A 16,679-nucleotide genomic window follows, 5' to 3' on the forward strand; every position below is an offset into this window, starting at 1 on the left:
TTAATGATTCAAATAACATGATTGTCCGTGACCAGCCGAGTATTTTTAAAGTTTTATTCTCATGGCGAGGAACGATTTTACCCAAAATTTTGCCCTCTCTCGGTTTCGTGATGCTGATTTCCGCCATCATTGGTGGCGTCGAGTATGTCAATCTGTATCGTTTCCCAGAAATTCCTTTAGTCGGCTTCACCTTAATTGGTGTGGTACTGTCCATTTTCTTGGGCTTTAAGAATACCGCCTGTTATGACCGTTGGTGGGAAGCGCGTAAACTCTGGGGCGTGTTAATTGCCACTGCGCGCCATTTTGACCGTGATTGCCGCGTGCTGACCCAAGCACGTCGTGAACGGATTATTCAAAACGTAATTGTCTTTGCCAATGTACTGCGTGATCGTCTGCGTCATCAAACCGCCAATCCGACCGAATTGACCGAAACCAGTGGACTGAGCCAACAAGCACTGACCCAACTATATCAACAGCATAATGCGCCGCAGTACACCTTGAGCCTGATTCAATGGGAACTGTTACAAGCCATGAAAGAAGGTGAAATCTCGGATATCATTTATACCCAGATGAACCGTCATGTTGCCGCTTTAAGTGAAATGCAAACTGGTTGTGATCGCATTGCCAATACCCCGATTCCATTCGCCTATTCGGTTTTGCTGAATCGTACCGTGTATTTTTTCTGTTTTATGCTGCCATTCAGTCTTGGTTCGCTCTTGGGCTTAGTTACACCGCTGCTCGTAGGTATCCTCGCTTATACCTTCTTAGGTCTAGATGCTTTAAGTACTGAAATAGAAGAACCTTTCGGCACACAAAGCAATGACTTACCGCTTGATGCGATGGTACGTTCGATCGAAATCGAACTATTGGGGACGCTTGGTCGCCCAACCCCACCGCCGATTCAGGCCCATGACCATAACTTACTCTAATTGCAATGCCCTCCAATGAGGGCATTTTTATGCGGCTTAACATCACTTAAATAAATTGTGATGGGACGATGGACTTAAAGCGTTCGGTAAACTGTCCATTCCAATAAGGATAATAAGGATATGGCGGATAAACCGCACTGACCTGATTTAAGCGTTCGCTCTGTTCAAGCGACAGCTGAATATCTTTGGCAACAAGATTGTCTTGCAGTTGCGTTTGATTACGCGCACCAATCAAGACACTGGATACAGTGGGTCGCTGCAACAACCAATTTAAGGCAATTTGCGGAATTGTATAGCCAGTTTCGACTGCAATCTGTTTGAGCACATCAATCACAGCATAGAGATGTGCCTCATTCACTGGTGGTGCAAATTGCGCGGTCTCATGTAAACGGCTCTGGGCTGGAACCGGATTCTCGCGATCAAACTTACCTGTCAATCGCCCCCAGCCCAAAGGACTCCATACCACCGCCCCAATCTGCTGGTCATCATTTAAGGGCATCAACTCCCATTCATAATCACGGCCAATCAATGAATAATAAACCTGATTGACCACAAACTTTTCATAGCTATATTGTTCGGCAATCGCTTGGGCTTTCATCAGTTGCCAACCTGCAAAATTAGACGCGCCGATGTAACGCACTTTGCCACTCCGCACCAACTCGTCCAAAGTTTTCATTAACTGAGGCAATGCAGTAAAGCTATCAAACTGATGCAGCTGTAATACATCAATATAATCGGTTCCCAGCCGAGTTAAGGACTGTTCAACTGCGGACAATAAATAACGTCGACTAAATCCGGCATCATTGAGATGGTCTGAACTACGAATCCCGGTTTTGGTGGAAATAATATTATGTTGACGTTCAGATGCCAAAGCCTTGCCCAGCATCCGTTCAGACTCTCCATCAGAATAGACATCAGCCGTATCAAAATAATTAATGCCCGCATCTAAACCAGCACGAATCATTTGATTGGCTTCTGTTTGACTGGCTTGCCCCCAAGCCGCAAAGATTTGTCCTTGTCCACCCAAGGTTCCCGCACCAAACCCCAGCTCTGATACTTTTAATCCTGAATTTCCTAAAAAGTGATATTTCATGATCTGTCTCTTCAACCTGTGATGATTTAGATACAAAAATAGCGCTAGGGATTTATTCGAAAAACCACGATAATCAAGAAATACTTTTCTGATTTTATTGATAATGAATACAGAAGATTTTCAGTTTTTTATTCGTGTTGCAGACTTGGGCTCAATCAGCAAAGCTGCACAGGATACAAATATCTCAGTTTCCGTCGCCAGTCAGAAATTGCAGCGCCTAGAACAAAACCTACAACTACGCTTGTTTCATCGCACCACGCGGAAACTGACATTAACCGATGAAGGTCGTGCTTTGCTTGAGCATGGTCGGCATTGGATTGCTGATTTTATTCACTTGCAAGAATCATTAAAGCTTAAAGATCGGCCGCTTACAGGTAGACTTCGGATTAGCACCTCAACCACTTTCGGCACCAAAGTATTCATGCCTGTAATTGCAGAGTTTGCGTTGTTGCATCCTGAACTGAAAATTCACTTGGATCTGAATGACCAGAACATCGATCTGATTCAACAAGGAATAGATCTTGCGATTCGCATTGGTCAGTTAAAAAGTTCCAGCTTGATCGCCAAACGGCTGAGTGCCAATCATCGTTTGCTCTGCGCCTCACCCAGCTATCTGGAAAAATATGGTCAACCGCAGACCTTGGCAGACCTCAAGCTACACCGCTGTATCTTACAGCAGCATGGTCAGGGTCTCACCGATCAATGGCATTTGGTCAATGCAGAAGGGAAAGTTGAACAGGTTCATGTCGAAGGATATTTTGCAACCAACTCAGGTGAAGGTGTTCGACAAGCCGCCTTAGCGGGCCTTGGGATTTCCAATCATTCGATCTGGCATGTGTCTGAGGATCTTGCTTCAGGAAGATTAGTACAAGTTCTACCCGACTATCCTGTAGAAACAACCGCAATTTATGCAGTATTTCCGCATCGAGAGCTGATCGCGCCTAAAGTACAACGCTTTTTGGATTATTTAGTCGATTACTTTCAGCAGCGTGAATCATAAAAACTTTAGTCGTTCAGACGAGCCTTAAGGTTGCAGTATTTATTAGCCCCCTCCTGCAAAACCATGAAACATCCATTGAACGCCCCATACAAGCAGTATGAAAAAAACAAGGATGAGGCAAAATTCTAATTTTTTCATAGTACAGGTGATTTAAAACTTTCCCAAATCCCTTTCTGCCCCTCTTTCAGGCGTGGTGTCTGTCCCAATTTAATCCACGGCATATTGTCACCATGGAAATCACTACCAATTGAAACCGCCAGATCAAATTGCTGAATCATGCGATCCACCATTTGACGTGTCGAAGCAGGCTCAATACTCGGTGGTAGTTCTACGGCATCACCACCTGATTCAGCAAATAGCTCAATCAAATAACGGATATTGGTGGCAGACAGGTCATAACGGGTCGGATGAGCAAGCACGGCGAAACCCTGACTGGCATGAATCACATCAATGGTTTCTTTAAGGCCCATGCCTTCAAATTTCACAAAGGCTTTTTTGCCTTCTTTCAGAAAACGGTCAAAAGCCTGTTGCGGACGACTGACAATATTTTTTTCGACTAAGGCTCTGGCAATATGAGTTCGGGTGACACGATCTGCTTCACCATCCACTTGTGCAATCACATCAGGATAGATATCAAAATCAATACATTTTTCTAAGAGCTGACAAATCACTTTTGCCCGTTCCGCACGGACTTTTTTCTGCTGTTCCAACATGGCTTTGATCGGCGCATCATCCTGCATATCCAAGGCCACTATATGCACACCATAGCTCTTTTTGGTATTCGGTCTAGACCATTGACTGGAAACTTCTACCCCAGAAATAATTTGAATATCATGTGCTTGAGCATAATTTTGGGCACGTGACAAAGCATCCATGGTGTCATGATCTGTGACTGCCAAAGTATGAATTTTTAAGTCCACCGCAGCCTGTACCAGTTGCTCCGGAGAGAAGGTACCATCGGAAATGAGTGTATGTGTGTGTAAATCGACACCGAACATGGTTTGTATTATGCTATCTGACCTATTTCATCATCGTACTGTAACATGAAAGCGTTGCTCGACTATCTTCCGATTATTATCTTCTTTTATTTTTATAAAACCACCGATCCTAAAGATAGTCATCACCCCCTGCTACAGCTGGTGGGCAGTGCTGGAAATACTGATCAAAATCATATTCTTGTTGCAACCTGTGCACTACTCATTTCAACCTTGGTGGTGTATGGCTGCCTGTTCTTTTTCCAGAAATTTAAATTGGAAAAAATGCAGTGGTTCATCGTGGGTATGTCCGTCATTTTTGGTGGAATCACCCTGATCTTTAGTGATGTCACCTACATTAAAATGAAGGCCATTATTATCAATATCGGCATTGGACTAGGCTTCCTCGTGACGCCATTATTTAATAAAGAACGCATGCCAATTATCCAGAAGCTTTTAGGCTCTTTACTCGAACTTAGCCCAAGAGGCTGGATCAAATTGAACTGGGCATGGTGTGGACAATTCTTTTTACTTGCTGCTTTGCATTTCTTCTTTGGTTTTGTCTACATGCAAGGAAAATATTGGGGTGAATTCACCGCTTTTGGCGATATTATCGTTTCTATGAGTTACCTAGCTGCTATACTGTTTTTCTTAAGAAAGCATTTTAAAACCACTGAATAGATTTTAAATCATCGAGCTACTGCCATGCCATATTTTGTGCTGACTTGTACTGATCGCGAAGGTACTTTGGAAAAACGTTTAGCAACCCGCCCGCAACATATTGAACGACTACAAAAGTTAGATGATGAAGGTCGTTTAATTGCAGCTGGTGCGCATCCTAAAGACCCAAATGATCCACAAGCAGGCTTTTTTGGCAGTACCATGATTGTCGAATTTGACAGTCGAGAAGCATTAGATGCATGGATTAAAGAAGAGCCATTTTTAAAAGAAGGGATTTACTCAAATATCGAAGTAAAACCATTCAATAAAGCTTTTCCAAAAGGGTAAATCATGCAAGTTGTTGTAAAAAGTCTATTCGCATTATGTCTACTCAGTTCGACTGCATGGGCCGTTGAATCCCCTGCACCTGCTGCTCCAGCCACGGCTGCTGCAACAGCGCAAACCCAACCCACTACCACCGTACCCGCTACAGCCAATACAACAGCAGTAAAACCACTGACTGCTGAGCAAATTGCCAAAGCCAAACAGCAGCAAGATGCAAAAGTAAAGGCCATGATTCAAGATCAAGCCAGTCGTTTGAAACAACTTGAACACGCCAACCTCGAAGCGCTCTCTCAAAATCAAGAGTTACAGTTAAAAAATGATAATTTGACTGTACAGGTTCAGGTGTTGCAAAGCGAACGCAGTGCACAAATGTTTTTATATGGTGCGATGACCCTTGCTGTCGGTGTGATTCTGGGTTTCTTGATTGCCAGTTATATTCACACTAAACGTCGTCGTCAGTGGTAAAACCTTCTCCTTTATTTATGTCTCACTCAGCAAAATTACAAACAGCCGAATTAGACTGGGAACTCATCGATGGCATCGAAGTTCCCATTTCTAAACAGTTCGGCGATGTCTACTTTTCTAAAGATAATGGTTTACTTGAAACACGGCACGTGTTTTTAAATGGTAATGACCTCACTGAACGTCTGTCGCAACTGAACGACTATCAATACTTTTGTGTGGGCGAAACGGGCTTTGGCACAGGTTTAAATATTCTAACCTTGTGGCAGCTTTGGCAGCAGATTCGTCTTGACAATCACAGCCATTTACATGTGGTCAGCGTCGAAAAATTCCCGTTGAGCAAAGTCGATCTGATCCGTGCACTGAATGTCTGGCCTGAGCTCAAACCATTAGCCGATCAACTGATTGCGCAATACCCTTTGGCCATAGCAGGCTGTCATCGTTTAAGCTTTCCAGAAGAACGCTTTAGCATCGATTTATGGTTAGGTGATGCACAGGATATTTTTCCAACTATTCCCAAGACCCAAGCCGTAAATGCATGGTTCCTTGATGGCTTTGCGCCTTCATGTAATCCAGACATGTGGCAGGAAAATGTACTGAATCACATGGTTCGTTTATCCGACTATGGAACGACGTTTGCGTCCTTTAGTGTTGCTGGTGTACTAAAACGTGGACTCAAGCAACATGGTGTGCACATTAGCCGCCCACGTGGTTTTGGTCATAAACGTGAAATGCTCAAAGCCATCTGGCTTGATCCTACGCACGTTAAAACTGAAGACTTGGATGCAGCATCAGAAATTAAGGTTCAATCTGAAGTAGCACCAATGGCATCCAGTTCAAGACCTCGTCAGATTGCCATCATTGGCGCTGGGATCGCAGGTTTAAGCACAGCATGGGCCTTTGCTCAACGCGGCCATCAGGTCACGATCTACGAGCAAAATGAGCCACTTTCAGGTGCCTCGGGCAATCCTCTGGCTTTACTGAATCCCAAACTGTGCCCAATTGAACAGGCACATGAGCACTTAATGACTTTGAGCTGGCAACATGCCTTGAATTTCTATTCACGCTTTAAAGCATTTAGACCGATTCAAGTCCAGCAACTGGCTTTAAAAAATGCAGATGAATTGCTCGGCTTAGCGGAACAGTACCCTGAAGCGGTGTTATCTGTACCAGATCAGCAGAAAGCTACACCTGAAACAGCTTATCCAAGCTTGGCGCTTCATCAAGCAGGGGCTGTGTCGCCACAACAATTGCGTGATGAAATTTTGCAACATCCGAATATCCAATGTAAAAAAGCAAAAATTTCTCGCTTAAATACCGCAAACAACCAAACTGAGCTTTGGCAAGAACAACAACTCATCGCAACAGCCGATGATGTGATTGTTTGTTGTGCCAAGCAAAGTGCTGAGCTATTTGAAAACTACCCCGTGTTAAAGCCGATTCGAGGACAAGTTAGTTGGGTCAATAATTCCATACAACCATTAGCCTTGGATCAAGCCTATAGTTATGGCGGTTATTGTATGCAATTAGATGCAGCGCAATTGATTCTCGGTGCATCCTTTTATCCGAACCGAGATGATGTTGATGTCTTGGCAGAAGATCATGTGCATAACTATGAACTTATCCACAGCGTGTTCCCAGAATATGCACAACAACTGCCCGTTGTAGACACTTGGCAAGGCCGTGCATCCGTACGTGCGCAAAGTTTGGATTATTTCCCTCTGGTTGGGAAAATCGGGAATAATGGGCAAATGTATACCTTTGCAGGTCTAGGCTCTAAAGGGTTCTTGTTTGCCCCCTTGTGTAGTGAAATATTGGCAGCCTTAGTCTTAGGCGAATTATGCCCAGTACCTCAAAACTTATTGGATAAGCTCAATCCACAACGTTTTCAAAAGAAAACTAAAGTGAAGAAGCCTTATTATTCTGCTTAAATATTTTTTAATTTTAAAAATGACTGAGATCTAAAGTTTTGAATTGGCCAAAATACCCAAGTATTTTGGCCAATTTTTTGAGTGATTTAAGCGCCTTGTTCTAAAGGCAAGCCCGCATCACGCGCTGCGCGTGTGCCACCCATCAATACGACATACTCTCGAGAACCATCAATACCGTCTAGAAGCTCTGCTGCACGCGGTGCTTTGCTGCCACCACCACATAGAATATAAATCGGTTGATCCGCTGTAACTTGAGTCAAACTATCCGCAGTTATTTCAGTAATTGGGCGATTCACCGCCCCTTTGACATGAGCCTCTGCATACGCTTTGGTATCACGGACATCCCAGATGACTGCGCCTTCTGGGAACTCAAATGTTGTAATTTCTTGTTTACGGATCATTGTGCACTCCTTTGATGTAAACAACACTTGGCAAATGAAGAAAACCCCCTTAGCATCTCAAATATTCTTTCCCTTTGTAAAGGTCTAACCATGCCTTCTTTTGATATTGTTTCTGAATTAGAGTTATTTGAAGTCAATCATGCTGTGCAAAACACAGAAAAAGAGATTGCAACTCGTTTTGACTTCCGTGGACAAGACGTTTCAATTGAGTTAAATGAGAAAAATAAAGAAATCAAAATCTCAACTGAAAGTGATTTCCAGTGCGAACAAGTTTATACCATGCTTGAAAACCATTTTTATAAACGCAAGATTGATGTACAAGCTTTAGACCCTCAAAAAGCCACAGCTTCGGGTAAAAACGTCGTCCAAGTGATCAAGCTCAAAGATGGACTTGACTCAGATACCGCAAAAAAAATTAATAAAGCCATTAAAGAAAGCGGCATCAAAGCGCAATCTTCTATTCAAGGAGACAAAATCCGTGTCACAGATAAAAAACGCGATACTTTGCAACAAATCATGAACTTTTTACGTGAACAACAATTTGGTCTGCCACTGCAATTTAATAATTTCAAAGATTAAGCAATAGGTTCACTATGGCAAAAGATAATCGTCTTTATAAGCTGGTTAAAACCACATCTAAATTTCCAAAAGGCATCCGCAGCACACTCTGGAGCAAGGCGTTTGGTCGTGTGGTTCCGATGGTCGGAACAGCGAATATTCGCTATTTAGAAGTCGACAAAGACCACGTGACTGTACGTATTGAAAACCAGCGTAATATGCAAAATCATATTAAGGGTGTTCATGCAGCAGCTATGGCATTACTCGGCGAGACTGCGACGGGTTTTTTAACAGGTTTACATGTCCCTGATGATCGCATCTTGTTGATCAAATCATTGCATGTCGATTATTTAAAAGTGGCTCAAGGTGGTTTAACCGCAACGGCAACATTGTCAGCAGAGCAACAACAGTTCATTGCGGACAATGAGAAAGGCGAGTTATTGATTCCTGTAACCGTAATAGATGATTCAGGCAATACACCAATCCAATGCCAAATGCTTTGGGCTTGGTTGCCAAAGCGTAAAAAATAGCACTGAATCACCTAACAATAAGGCCCAAATTAATTTGGGCCTTATTGTTATCAAGCAGTTAAATAAATTTTTCAATCCGCTGCATGAGTTGTTTCAAATATTCAGCATCGATTTCATCAAATTGATTGAGTTCATCACTATCAATATCCAATACTCCGACGCACGTCCCATTTTTCATGATCGGCAGTACAATCTCCGACTTTGAGGCAGAGCTACAGGCAATATGTCCAGGGAATTGATCGACATCGGGTACAATAATGACTTGCTGTTGCTGCCACGCAGTCCCACACACGCCACGACCTTTTGCAATACGGGTACAGGCAATGGGGCCTTGAAATGGACCTAACACCAACTCATTCTCTTTGACTAGATAAAAACCAATCCAGAACCAGCCAAATTGCTGTTTTAACGCAGCGCAGATATTGGCGAGATTGGCAATCACATCAGTTTCATCTTCAATAATTGCTTGAATCTGTGGAAGGATACTTTGATATTGCTCAGCCTTATGGCCATGCTGCAAAACTAATTCTTCAGCCATACATCATTCCAAATAAAAGAATATTGGCTTGCTCAACAAAACAAGAGCGAGCAGGCCTTGCAATTACTTAACTTGCGGCAAATGTCTGCTTAATCTCTTCTGAGATCAAACGTTTCTTACCATTTACATCAACTGCCACAAAGGTAAACACCCCTTCGGTAATCCGTATAGGTTCACGTGAATCATCGTGACTATTCCATACCTCAATTTGAACTTGCACCGAACTGCTACCGACTTTCAAAATCTTGGTATAACAGCTAATCACATTCCCGACCTTTACCGGCACAAGAAAAGTCATCTGATTGATCGCAATAGTGGCGCAGCGACCTTTACTAAAACGTTCAACATGAATCGCTCCTGCGAGATCCATCTGAGACACAATCCAGCCGCCAAAAACATCGCCACTCCAATTGGTATCAGCTGGCATGGCAATATTCTGTAGTGATAAAGTCCCTTCAGGATGAGTTGGGCGTTCGCTCATGTTAATGTCCTTGGTGTTGCTGTAATTGCTGATCTAGCCATTGCTGTAATTCAGGGCTACGTAATGCCCCGCTAATTCTCGCCAATTCAGTGGTTTTATTCATTAAGACCAAAGTCGGAATACTACGCACGTTAAAAGCAGCACTTAAACGAGGATTGGCTTCAGTATCAATTTTGGCAAAAACCACATAAGGATTCTGCTTCGCCACCTGCGCAAAATGTGGTGCCATCATCTTACAAGGACCGCACCATTCTGCCCACAGATCTATCAGTACAGGTAGGTCAGAATTACTGATGAAGTTACTAAAATTTTGTTCGTTTAATTCAATCGGGGTCTGCGTCAACAACGCTTGATGACATTGACCGCAATTAGGGTGAACTGCTAATTTTTCTTCGGGTACACGATTTTTTGCACCACATGATGCACAGACAATAATCATCTACATCACTCCAATATGTTGATGTAAAAATTCTAATTGGGTTGTGACTGCTTTTTCAAACCAAGAACCATGATAAATATCAAAATGTTTCATTTCCCATTCGTGATAGCTCACAAATGGCGCAATATTGGTGGCAGCTTCACGACTTGATTCAATCGGAATCAGGGAGTCATGCTTGGCGGCAATGAATAAAACCGGGATATTAATTTTTCTTACAAACTGAATCGGACGATAACGCATGAGATTAAAGAACACCCGCGCAGGGACTTCTCCGCTCCAATAGTAGTCAGGGTTCACAATCGAGTGATAACCAAAATAACTATCTGACGTTGGCAAGAAACAGAGTCGATATTGATCGACCACAGGCAGGGTTTTCGGCACTAAGCCCATCTTGGAACCCATATAATCCTGACTAGAACGTTTCAGGGCTTCAGGATAACGCTGTAGCGGATAAAGCTTGGCTGTTTCAGCCCCATCCACATAGGGAACCTGCACCATCACCGCTTGAATATTTTTAAGGTCAGTTGCCAGACTTAGTGCATAGCCACCACTTAACGATGTTCCCCATAAAATAATGCGTCGACTATCAATTAACTTGCAGTTGGATGCATATTGAACGATGCTCTTCCAATCATCCAATTGTGCGCTCAGCGAGACCAACTCTCGAGGTTTACCCGTACTCCCGCCCCAATAGCGATAATCAAATAAAATAACGGCATAGCCCGCTTGTGCAAAACGCTGCGCATACTGGATGAGTTTGAATTGACGCAATCCTGCAAAGCCATGTGCCATAATAATCACTGCAGGTCTGATATTGGCTTTAGGAAGATAGAAGTCCGCAGCGATGGTTTCATCACCACTGGAAACATACAACGGCTCAACAGTGTAAGTATGCATGCGCGCTCCATTGCGTTATCTTTTACTTATCATCATTTATTTAATATAGACATTTAAACTCAAGATCGAGCTTAATGCTATGATAGAGCATAAAATGTTTTATTTGTTTTTGGAGTGACAAGATGACAGAGAATGTTGGTTTCGCAGGTCAAATCGGCCCTGAGCATATTGGGCAAGTCGTCGAGAAAGGCTTTAAATCGATTATTAATAACCGTCCTGATCTGGAAGGTGGCCCAGACCAACCCACCAGTGCGCTAATCGAAGAATCAGCGCGTAGTGCAGGCCTAGACTATGTTTATCAACCTGTTGTTGCTGGCCAGATCACTGAACTCGATGTCCGTACATTTGCCAATCATTATAATGAACTGCCAAAACCAATACTCATGTTCTGCCGTACAGGTAACCGTTCAAATAATTTATATCAGATCGCTAAACAAATGGATTTATTAGACGATTAAGTCCATTACATTTCATTACCTGATCCAAATAGTTAAAGCTTTGTATTTATAAGATGATGGTTCTTTTTCAATAGATCAAGAACCATGTCAAAACTCGCGCTTATCCTTTTATGTCTCTTCGCTGTTTCGGCGTGTAGCTCACTACAAGTTCGTCCGACTGCCTCCGTCAGTGTAGGAACAGCACTATAAAAAAACAGCACCGAAGTGCTGTTTTTTACATTAGTTATTTACACGTATTCAGAATTCCATATGGACTCTTATTATTAATCGATGGTGTAAAGGCCCAATCACTCTTATCAAAGTCAGCAGATACGGTTGGTAAAGAGACAGTTCGATAACCATGTATTGGTGTATTCGCCAATGTCGCAGTCGCGCCAATCTGCACAGATAACCATGACGCATACGCTTTCGGATAACGTATTTGGAAGTCAAATTTACCTTCTTTATCTGTTGTATAGGTTGCAGTATATGGATTTGAGTCACTTGCTCCAATAAAGCGAACAACATTTAAAGTTTCAAGGACATCGACACCATTTCTATCTTTCTCACCTGTAATCGTGACATTGCGATCATCATAAGGCGTTGAAGGATCATCTGTAGTCGATATTGCACAGGCTAATGGAGGTGTTAATGCTGGTGGTAAATGTTGAGTCCAGAATTTTTCTTTCGTAGTCGGATTTTCAACAACCGTCCATGCACCACGAGAAAACTCGACAGCTCGTACATCCATTGTGACATTTTGATTCGCTACTGGTCGACCATCTAAATCGGTTACTTGTACAGAAGCATTCCAATTATAGTAAATACCAGAAGTATCATCAGTCCCCACTTTATTAGGATTCATAACAACCGTTATTGAGCCTTGAGTTACGGGAACATCCGCAGCAATAATATCAGCCACATAACTCTGGCGTCGTTCTGTTCCATTACTGTCTTTAACCAATGCCTCTACACGGAGGTCATCTGTAATAAACTGAGCAGCGCTATAACCTTGAGCACGAAGATTTTCATCAATCACTACAGTAAATTTCACCCAACCATTTTCATCACTTTCTACTGTAGAAGCACCACGGATATAAGCACCATTTTTTTGGTAATCTGGAATTGTTAATGTTACTGCTTTTCCAGATTGGCTCGAACCATTGATATCTGTCACGAGTACAGAAACATCAACTGCATCACCACGTACATGTAATTTATCTTTTGATGCCTTTAATTTCAGATCAAGTTGAGGAGCCAAAGTTGTTGGCGAATTGACCGATATTTGTGAAACTTGCTGTACTACAGCACCTTGTTCATTTATATGAGAGGCAATCAAAAGAATAGGATCAGTATTCGTACTATTGCTCTGTTTCATATCCAGACTAAAGACAGCTTCACCATATTGATTGGTTACAACCTGTGATGCGCCTTTAATTGACGTTGCATTTCTCGGATCAACAATACTTAATGTAACAGGCTGATTTGCAACTCCACCCTGATTGACATCTAAAAGCTTAACTGTAGCAAGCGCTGTATCACCCGCTGTACTTAAGGAAATTTTATTACTATCAATCGTTAAATGGTTTGTATTAATAGGCGCTACCACAGTAAAACTTAGCGTCGTCTTTAACTCTTCACCTTTCGGGTTTTTAATCGTCCCTATCACTTGTATACCAGATGTCAATAAAGCTTGTTTAGCTGTATCAGACATATCTTTTGGTATACTTAGAGAAATTGCTGTTGAACCATTTGCTGTAGTAAGGGCTGAATCAGCACTCAATTTAACACCAGCATTTAATGCTTCTTGATTCAGAGAAAGATTCACTGGATAAGCTGTATTTGCACCTAACTCATCTTTTACAGCAACCTGAACTTGGTAACTTTGACCAATTTCCAGATCTGTCTTATCTGAAGTTAACCGTAGATTTACTGAATCTTTAGGGATAGCAACCTGGATCGTACCTGTTTGTTGAATACGATCACCATTATTCAGGTTTGTTCCAACGATAGCAAACGTGATGCCATTCTTAATCAGACTTGCATCATAAGCACCTTCTGAGACCTTAACTGTAAATTCTGCTTCACCTTTACTATTGGTCGTTAATGCAGAATCAGATAAAGATACTCGAGAGCCTGTTAACCCAGCGAGCGCAATGGCTAGAGGCGTATTTGCAACCACATTCCCAGCACTATCTTGGGCAATGACTTTAACCCTAACATCTCCACCCAATACAGATACAGTTTGGACATTATAAGAAAGTGTAAGTCCAGCTAAATTAGGTAGAATTACTGGCGGACGACTCACATCAATCTTACGTGTTAATGTATAAGCAGAACCGTCCTTACGCGTACCTTTTACTGCAACAGTAATCCCATTCGCAATTAAATTCGTTAATTCAGTCTGACTATTTGCTTTGACTTTTAAACTAAAAGTGACTTTGCCATTTTCTGTTGAAAGTGCAGATGCTGTGGCAAGACTCACCCCATTACCTAAAGCTGCTTCATTTAAACCAATTCCAATTTTTTGACCCGTTAAAGGTTTTCCATCCGTTCCCGTCGCATTAACAACAACATTGATTGTTTGTTCACCCCCTTGAGTTAAAACAACGTTTCCAGGCATATCTACAGCCAAATAATCCAGATCAATCTCGGTCTGGTCGGTAGGTGCCTTAAAGTTCACTGTTGTAGTTTGCTGGGATGCATTTGATGCAGCTTGTGCCGTGATTCTGATTCCATTTGCAACTAACTGCTTTTGCCTATCGGAACCATTCGCTTTAAACTCGTAAACAAAAGTCGCATAACCCGTTTCATCTGTATTTTTAGATGCTTGGCCAGTTAAACTTAAACCCAGTGCCTGTAAATCTGTACTCGTTAATGTAGGAAGAGCGACTGAAATATTCTCTCCCTTTAAAGCACTTCCTTTTACGCCAATTGCTTTGACTTTGACGGTAATTGTTTGATCTTTTGTATAATCAAAAGCACTATTAATTGGATCAATTGCTAAGTAACCAACTGCTTCTTCCGATTTTTCCTCGTCTGCTACCGCAATTTGAATACTATTGGTTAAATTATTATCCGTTTTGAATGTTGCTGTAATACCTGACTTAACTAAAGCGGCAACAGCAGCCTCTGTTTTTGCATTCGTTCGTAAGGTATAAGTAACATATCCCCCAGCTACTTTACTAAAATCATTTTCAGCACTTCCATCAAATGTGACGCCATTTGAAATGGCATCACCATTTAACGCTAAGGACACCTTTCCTTTTGTAGCAGCCTCACCTTTATTATTAATTCCTTTAACAGTGATCGTGACTTGATCATTTTTTGCATTAATTTTATAAGAAGATGCAATTTCTAAACGCTGTAAAGCCAATTGATCCGCTGCATTTGAATCTGTGGTGATAACAGTAATTGTATCCTGAGCGAAAACATCAGAACTATCAGAATAAATCGCTTTTAGATTAATTCCCTGTTGAGATAAAGCAATTGGATAACTAGAGTTTGCTTTGATTGTAAAAGTTGCATAGCCATTCGCATCCGTGATCACTTCAGCTTGATCCAAGCTCACACCATAAGCATCACTTTTATCAGTAAAAATTAATTTTACTTTTTTATTTGCTAAAGCAACATCACTACTATTTTTTGCACGAACTTTGACTGTCGTGGTGCCATTTTGAGCAGTGATAGGTACATCAGCTTTAATAATTTCAAGTTTTTGTACAACCTGAGAAATATCTTTAAATGTAATTGCAGCTTTGACAGTTTTTTGAGCTTTAAACTCGTCTACCAATTTAAGTTCTAGACTTTGAGAGGTTGCAACAAATTTCTGGATATCATCTGAAGTTAAATCAGTATTCGCTGTAATCGTAAATGCAGCATTACCATTATTATCTGTAGTAAGCGATGAGCCTGACGAAATGAAAAATTTACCCTGCATCTCTGCTGGTAAAACTAAACTAACATTTTGTCCTGCTTTAATCCCCCCATTTTGATCCGTAACCTGAGCATTAACTGTTGCAGTGCCTTTCGGTAAATTTAAAACAACGCCTTGCTGAACATTTAAATTATAATTACTTTGAACAGTGCTGGTTTTAGTAATATTCAGTGTATAAACTTGTTTAATTGATGTGCCATCAACAGTAGCAGTTAATAATACTTTTCCAGATGCCGTCGCAAGAGCAGGAATATTAAGCTCAAAGCCAGCGACACCACCATCAACTGTTTTAACTAATGAAACTTTACTTGTCACCCCTAATTTTTCATTATCTGTTATAGATAAACGGACATCTTTGTCAGCGATTCCCCCCTGATCTTTATTTAAAACCTGGACTGAAAATTTTACGACCGAATTATCATTAGCATTAACAATAGTCTTATCTGAGGCATCTTTTAAATCTAATACTTTAATGCTTTCAGCTACTTTAGAACTATCATTGGAAGAGTTATTTCCAGAATTGGAACCACCTTCATTCGTGTTATTGCTTCCACTATTTCCATAATAGCCACCCCCGCCGCCGCCGCCACAAGCAACAAGTGCAACTGAGGTAGCTAAAAGCGTAGAGTTAACCCCTAATTTTTTTAAATTAATTAAATATGTCATGGTAGTGTCCATTTTATGTAATAATTCAGCCCTAAATACTCTTACGGCTTTAACACAAAAATTTACTAGAAATAACATATTTTATCAATCTGCAACTTCCTCTTTATCAGTATATAAAGAGAACTACTTGGCAAAAAACCATCTTTTAAATTATAAATTTAATAAAGCCTCTAAATATTATTTTTTAATGCTTAAATTAATTTCTCTATGCAATAAAAAAACACCCCCTAACGTTAGTTAGGGGGTGTTCGTATTTAAAAGCTGGCGATGACTTACTCTCACATGGCAAGTGCCACACTACCATCAGCGCTAAGAGGTTTCACTTCTGAGTTCGGGAAGGGATCAGGTGGTTCACTCTTGCTATTGTCGCCAGCAAACTGTTGTGGTGCTTTCGGGTCTTA

17 protein-coding genes and 1 rRNA gene are annotated in these 16,679 nt (G+C 41.5%); 9 read left to right on the top strand and 9 right to left on the bottom strand.

Features of this window, described 5'->3' with window-relative positions; genetic code table 11:
* Window positions 1-17 precede the first annotated feature (17 nt).
* Window positions 18-929, top strand: a complete 912-nt coding sequence (locus F907_RS02610; RefSeq protein WP_004655906.1) for a bestrophin family protein — start codon at window positions 18-20, stop codon at window positions 927-929.
* Between the two features lie 46 nt (window positions 930-975).
* Here the strand turns inward: F907_RS02610 and F907_RS02605 are convergent, their stop codons facing one another.
* On the bottom strand, window positions 976-2,022 hold the full coding sequence (locus tag F907_RS02605) for an aldo/keto reductase (protein ID WP_016653110.1): 1,047 nt from the start codon (window positions 2,020-2,022) through the stop codon (window positions 976-978).
* A gap of 103 nt (window positions 2,023-2,125) precedes the next feature.
* Between F907_RS02605 and F907_RS02600 the strand changes: the two genes are divergently transcribed.
* Window positions 2,126-3,022: a LysR family transcriptional regulator gene (locus F907_RS02600; protein ID WP_016653111.1), complete on the top strand. Its 897-nt coding sequence runs from the start codon at window positions 2,126-2,128 to the stop codon at window positions 3,020-3,022.
* Between the two features lie 134 nt (window positions 3,023-3,156).
* Here F907_RS02600 and F907_RS02595 read toward each other — a convergent pair whose 3' ends face one another.
* Complete coding sequence (locus tag F907_RS02595) at window positions 3,157-4,020, bottom strand: PHP domain-containing protein (protein WP_016653112.1); 864 nt, start codon at window positions 4,018-4,020, stop codon at window positions 3,157-3,159.
* A 45-nt stretch (window positions 4,021-4,065) separates the two neighbouring features.
* On the opposite strand from F907_RS02595, the gene F907_RS02590 reads away from it, so the two are divergent.
* The 4 genes from F907_RS02590 to mnmC are packed head-to-tail and all read left to right on the top strand — an operon-like array spanning window position 4,066 to window position 7,394.
* Window positions 4,066-4,677, top strand: a complete 612-nt coding sequence (locus tag F907_RS02590) for a septation protein IspZ (RefSeq protein WP_005239785.1) — start codon at window positions 4,066-4,068, stop codon at window positions 4,675-4,677.
* 24 nt (window positions 4,678-4,701) lie between these two features.
* Window positions 4,702-5,004: a YciI family protein gene (locus F907_RS02585; RefSeq protein WP_005277316.1), complete on the top strand. Its 303-nt coding sequence runs from the start codon at window positions 4,702-4,704 to the stop codon at window positions 5,002-5,004.
* Between the two features lie 3 nt (window positions 5,005-5,007).
* Window positions 5,008-5,466 (top strand): SH3 domain-containing protein, encoded by a 459-nt coding sequence (locus tag F907_RS02580; RefSeq protein ID WP_016653113.1) that lies wholly within the window; start codon window positions 5,008-5,010, stop codon window positions 5,464-5,466.
* A 17-nt stretch (window positions 5,467-5,483) separates the two neighbouring features.
* Complete coding sequence (gene mnmC, locus F907_RS02575; protein ID WP_016653114.1) at window positions 5,484-7,394, top strand: bifunctional tRNA (5-methylaminomethyl-2-thiouridine)(34)-methyltransferase MnmC2/FAD-dependent 5-carboxymethylaminomethyl-2-thiouridine(34) oxidoreductase MnmC1; 1,911 nt, start codon at window positions 5,484-5,486, stop codon at window positions 7,392-7,394.
* An 86-nt stretch (window positions 7,395-7,480) separates the two neighbouring features.
* Here the strand turns inward: mnmC and F907_RS02570 are convergent, their stop codons facing one another.
* Window positions 7,481-7,795, bottom strand: coding sequence for a rhodanese-like domain-containing protein (locus tag F907_RS02570; protein ID WP_005239794.1), 315 nt, complete (start codon window positions 7,793-7,795; stop codon window positions 7,481-7,483).
* A gap of 90 nt (window positions 7,796-7,885) precedes the next feature.
* Here F907_RS02570 and F907_RS02565 point away from each other — a divergent pair, with 90 nt between their 5' ends.
* Together F907_RS02565 and F907_RS02560 are read left to right on the top strand one after the other, a co-directional pair.
* The gene (locus tag F907_RS02565; RefSeq protein ID WP_005239796.1) at window positions 7,886-8,374 is read left to right on the top strand and encodes a YajQ family cyclic di-GMP-binding protein; all 489 of its coding nucleotides are present in this window, start codon (window positions 7,886-7,888) and stop codon (window positions 8,372-8,374) included.
* 14 nt (window positions 8,375-8,388) lie between these two features.
* Complete coding sequence (locus F907_RS02560; protein ID WP_016653115.1) at window positions 8,389-8,883, top strand: DUF4442 domain-containing protein; 495 nt, start codon at window positions 8,389-8,391, stop codon at window positions 8,881-8,883.
* A gap of 58 nt (window positions 8,884-8,941) precedes the next feature.
* On the opposite strand, the gene F907_RS02555 is transcribed toward F907_RS02560, so the two are convergent.
* The 4 genes from F907_RS02555 to F907_RS02540 form a co-directional block, all read right to left on the bottom strand.
* Entirely contained in the window at window positions 8,942-9,421 is a 480-nt protein-coding gene (locus tag F907_RS02555) for a GAF domain-containing protein (protein WP_016653116.1), read from the bottom strand.
* 67 nt (window positions 9,422-9,488) lie between these two features.
* Window positions 9,489-9,902: an acyl-CoA thioesterase gene (locus F907_RS02550; RefSeq protein ID WP_005277330.1), complete on the bottom strand. Its 414-nt coding sequence runs from the start codon at window positions 9,900-9,902 to the stop codon at window positions 9,489-9,491.
* A gap of 1 nt (window position 9,903) precedes the next feature.
* Window positions 9,904-10,341, bottom strand: coding sequence for a thioredoxin TrxC (gene trxC, locus F907_RS02545; RefSeq protein WP_005277333.1), 438 nt, complete (start codon window positions 10,339-10,341; stop codon window positions 9,904-9,906).
* Window positions 10,342-11,238: an alpha/beta hydrolase gene (locus tag F907_RS02540; protein ID WP_016653117.1), complete on the bottom strand. Its 897-nt coding sequence runs from the start codon at window positions 11,236-11,238 to the stop codon at window positions 10,342-10,344.
* A 122-nt stretch (window positions 11,239-11,360) separates the two neighbouring features.
* Between F907_RS02540 and F907_RS02535 the strand changes: the two genes are divergently transcribed.
* Window positions 11,361-11,696: a protein tyrosine phosphatase family protein gene (locus tag F907_RS02535; RefSeq protein ID WP_005277339.1), complete on the top strand. Its 336-nt coding sequence runs from the start codon at window positions 11,361-11,363 to the stop codon at window positions 11,694-11,696.
* 223 nt (window positions 11,697-11,919) lie between these two features.
* On the opposite strand, the gene F907_RS02530 is transcribed toward F907_RS02535, so the two are convergent.
* Both F907_RS02530 and rrf read right to left on the bottom strand, forming a co-directional pair.
* The gene (locus tag F907_RS02530) at window positions 11,920-16,278 is read right to left on the bottom strand and encodes a hypothetical protein (protein WP_016653118.1); all 4,359 of its coding nucleotides are present in this window, start codon (window positions 16,276-16,278) and stop codon (window positions 11,920-11,922) included.
* Window positions 16,279-16,537: 259 nt separating this feature from the next.
* Window positions 16,538-16,652: ribosomal RNA gene (gene rrf / locus F907_RS02525) — 5S ribosomal RNA — on the bottom strand.
* Between the last annotated feature and the right edge of the window lie 27 nt (window positions 16,653-16,679).

Origin of the sequence: Acinetobacter colistiniresistens, from assembly GCF_000413935.1 — a bacterium.
Taxonomy (GTDB): domain Bacteria; phylum Pseudomonadota; class Gammaproteobacteria; order Pseudomonadales; family Moraxellaceae; genus Acinetobacter; species Acinetobacter colistiniresistens.